4 protein-coding genes are annotated in these 3,510 nt (G+C 37.4%); 3 read left to right on the top strand and 1 reads right to left on the bottom strand.

The genetic code is table 11. The features are described 5' to 3' along the window. Positions 1 to 1,004 (top strand): NAD-dependent epimerase/dehydratase family protein (locus V5N63_RS02640; RefSeq protein WP_332032712.1); only part of this gene is annotated, 1,004 nt, incomplete at its 5' end. Beyond that, a complete protein-coding gene (locus tag V5N63_RS02635) occupies positions 1,001 to 2,035 on the top strand; it encodes a hypothetical protein (protein WP_332032711.1) in 1,035 nt (344 codons plus the stop codon). The genes V5N63_RS02640 and V5N63_RS02635, both read left to right, overlap by 4 nt. 66 nt (positions 2,036 to 2,101) lie before the next feature. On the opposite strand, the gene secG is transcribed toward V5N63_RS02635, so the two are convergent. Beyond that, a complete protein-coding gene (gene secG, locus V5N63_RS02630; protein ID WP_332021087.1) occupies positions 2,102 to 2,449 on the bottom strand; it encodes a preprotein translocase subunit SecG in 348 nt (115 codons plus the stop codon). Positions 2,450 to 2,647: 198 nt separating this feature from the next. Between secG and V5N63_RS02625 the strand changes: the two genes are divergently transcribed. Beyond that, on the top strand, positions 2,648 to 3,510 hold an 863-nt coding region (locus V5N63_RS02625; RefSeq protein ID WP_332032710.1), incomplete at its 3' end, for a PAS domain-containing protein.

Here is a 3,510-nt window from a genome sequence, read left to right as displayed (position 1 = left end):
ACGATTCCCCGCTGTACAGAAGTATTCTTGGTAAAGTAAATTTTATTAAAGGAGACATTACCAACAGAAATGATGTTGAAACAGCTCTTGAAAACGCCGATGCAGTAATTCACTTTGCGGCTGAAACCGGTACGGGCCAATCCATGTATGAGATCGAAAAATACAATCGTGTGAATGTTTCCGGTACTGCTTTGCTGCTTGATGTCCTGGTGAATAAGACCCACAATGTAAAGAAATTTGTCCTTGCATCTTCACGTGCCGTTTATGGTGAAGGGAAATATCGGAATGCTGATAACGAAACGGTGTATCCCGAAAACCGAACTTTAACTTTAATGGAGCAGGGATTTTATGAGATGACAGATGATAAAGGTCGGTCGTTGACGCCTGTGGCCACTGATGAATCATCAAAACTACACCCAACTTCTTATTACGGATTAACCAAACTCCAGCAGGAGGAAATGGTAAAACTGGTTTGCTCTTCAGTTGCGCTTCCCTTTGTGATTCTTCGGTATCAAAATGTTTATGGCGTGGGGCAGTCTTTACTTAATCCTTATACCGGAATTTTATCTATATTTTCAACACAGATCTTGAGTGGGAAAGAGACAAATGTTTTCGAAGATGGTCTGCCAAGCCGTGATTTTATCAACATTGAAGACACGGTAGAAGCAACTTTCAGAAGTTTAAAAAATGATCTCGCCAACAACGAAATTATAAATGTGGGAACCGGAAAGCCAACCTCGGTACTTTCCGTAGCGAAAATGTTGGCGAAAATGTATGGGAAACAAGAGAAAATCAATGTCTCGGGGGATTTCAGAATTGGAGATATACGACATAACTTCGCGGATCTCTCGAAGATGAAAAGAATCCTGAATTTTGAACCGACAGTGAGTTTCGAGGAGGGAATTTCTGATTTTACAGATTGGGTGTTAAAACAGCCGGTTCATGAAAATAATTTTCAAAATTCCCTTATTGAAATGAAGCAAAAAGGATTTCTGAAATCATGAATTTTAGCCAGAAGAAAATATTATTGATCTCTGCCAACTTTTTCGGTTACGAAACTGCCATCTGCAACCGGTTGCGTGAACTGGGAGCCGAGGTAGATTTCTATAACGAAAGACCCTCAGATTCTGTCTTCACCAAAGGGATGATCAGGGTGAAAAGCAGATTGTTCCAAAAGAAAGTAAACCGGTATTATGAAAAACTTTGGCAACAGATTAAAGGAACGAAATACGATTATTTTCTTTTGATTAAAGGTGAATCTGTACCCCTGTTTTTTTTGAAGAAATTCGCAGACACAAATCCCGAGACAGAAAAGATTTTTTATTCTTACGATGCAGTGACAGAATATCCCAAATTTCTGAAGCTTTTTCCTTTTTTTGATCATAATTTTACCTTCGAACCTGCAGATGCAAAAAAGTATAATGTGCATTTCCGGCCGCTCTTTTTTTTAAATGAATACAAAAAGCAAAACCAAAATCCCAAACCCGAATTTGATCTCGTTTTTATCGGCAGTGCCCATACAGACCGCTATTTAATAGGCGAAAAAATAAGGGAACAATGTACAAATCTAAAGCTGAAAACTTTTTTTTATTACTATGCTCCCGGTAGAGTTGCTTTTATGCTTAAAAAGATTTTCGATAAAAATATGATGAATTTCGATATGGAAAAGCTCAGTTTCAAAAAACTGTCACATACTGAAATTAGCGGAATTTATGATCAAGCTTTTGCGGTACTTGATATTAACAAGCCATTTCAAAATGGGCTTACCATGAGGACTTTCGAGGCTTTGGCAGCCGGTAAAAAATTAATTACAACCAATTGCGATATCAAGAACTATCCTTTTTATAACGAACAAAACATTCTTATCCTTAACCGGAATGATCTGAATGTCGAAAAACAGTTTTTCAATACTGAATTCAAAAAAATAGATGATGATGTTATAGAGAAGATGTCCCTGGATTCATGGATTCACTGCCTTTTTGTTAAGCACCAGGATGAGTTTTGGGGAATTGCGGAGAAGGAATTTAATTCTTAAATATTTTCCACAAAAAAATCGGTTAAGAAATTTCTTAACCGATTTTTTTATATTGTTATGATGGTGTTATTTTCCTGCAGGAGCCGGAACAGGCAATGTAGTTGTACTGTTTGTACCGGGAGCGGTTTGCGGAGCCGGAGCTTCAGTTCTCGCAGGAACCTGTTGCATTGAAGGGGTAGGCTTCGCTGTTAAAATTACGCTTAACAGAATTAAGAACACAATAGCACCACCAAGAATCCATGTCGCTCTCTCCATAAAATCATTTGTTCTCTGAACACCGAACTGTGCGGAAGATGTACCCCCGAAAGTTCCTGAAAGACCACCTCCCTTCGGATTTTGGGCCATAATGATGATGATTAGTAAAATACTTAAAATCATGATCAGGATCATGAAAAAGGTAAATATCGTGCTCATTTTATTTTTAAGTTTAAGAAGTGCAAATATAGTTAATATTTTCAAATAAAAAATATAAATTTATATAGTTCTTACCCGTATTGATTCAATTTTTTTTGAGATTTTCTGAGGGAAAAGACGTTTCGGCAGAAATAAAAAAATAACTATTTAGTTTAAAGAATTTTATCCATGAACTATATTTTTTTTTAAATTGCAGCAATGAAAAATTTTCTCCTTAATAATGTGTGTTTAGACTCTTTAACCACGCTTTTAAGTCAAGCTCCTGTTGCTTTGGCAATGTTGATGGGCGAGGACCAGGTGGTTGAAATTGCCAATAAACAGATTTTAGATTTATGGGGAAAAGATACAAGCGTTATCGGGCTTCCGATTCTTGAGGCAATTCCGGAAATCCGTGATCAGGAGTTTCCAAGGATATTAAAGAATGTTTATGACACAGGTATTGCCTATAAAGGCAACAGCGTTTTGGCAATGCTAATGAAAGACGGGGTGCTTACCGACAGTTACTTTGACTTTATATATTCACCGGTTTTTTTTGAAGGTAAAATAACAGGAGTGAGCGTTGTAGCAACCGATGTTACCGATAAAGTGCTTTCTGAAAAAAAGCTGCAGGAAAGCGAAATTCGCTTCAAGGAACTGATGGAGATTTCAGATTATTCAACTGCTATCTATCTTGGTGAAGACCTAATCATCGATTTTGCCAATGACCAGATGATAAAAACCTGGGGTAAAGACAGGTCTGTAATTGGCAAAAGACTTGAAGAAGCGTTGCCGGAACTGAAAGGCCAGCCATTTATTGATATTTTAAAAAATATATTTGCAACAGGCATTCCATATACCGCCAAAGAAGATAAAGTAGATCTTTTTGTCGACGGCGTGCTGCAGACTTTTTATTATAACTTTTCTTACAAACCGCTCTACGACGTACAGGGAAAAATTTATGCGATCATGAATGTGGCGGTAGATGTTACCGAATTAGTGAATGCCAAAAACCTTAGCCAGGCAAAAGAAGACGAATACCGAAATCTTGCCGAAGCAATGCCACAAATGGTTTGGAAAACAGA

It is taken from the genome of Kaistella sp. (assembly GCF_032060305.1).
Classification (GTDB): Bacteria; Bacteroidota; Bacteroidia; order Flavobacteriales; family Weeksellaceae; genus Kaistella; species Kaistella yananensis.
The sequence above is the reverse complement of the archived record's forward strand: the minus strand, read 5'-3'. Positions and strand labels throughout refer to the sequence as shown.

Coding starts and splice junctions, on each gene's coding strand:
- V5N63_RS02635 (WP_332032711.1), top strand. CDS start 1,001: ATGAATTTTAGCCAGAAGAAAATATTATTGATCTCTGCCAACTTTTTC.
- secG (WP_332021087.1), bottom strand. CDS start 2,449: ATGAGCACGATATTTACCTTTTTCATGATCCTGATCATGATTTTAAGT.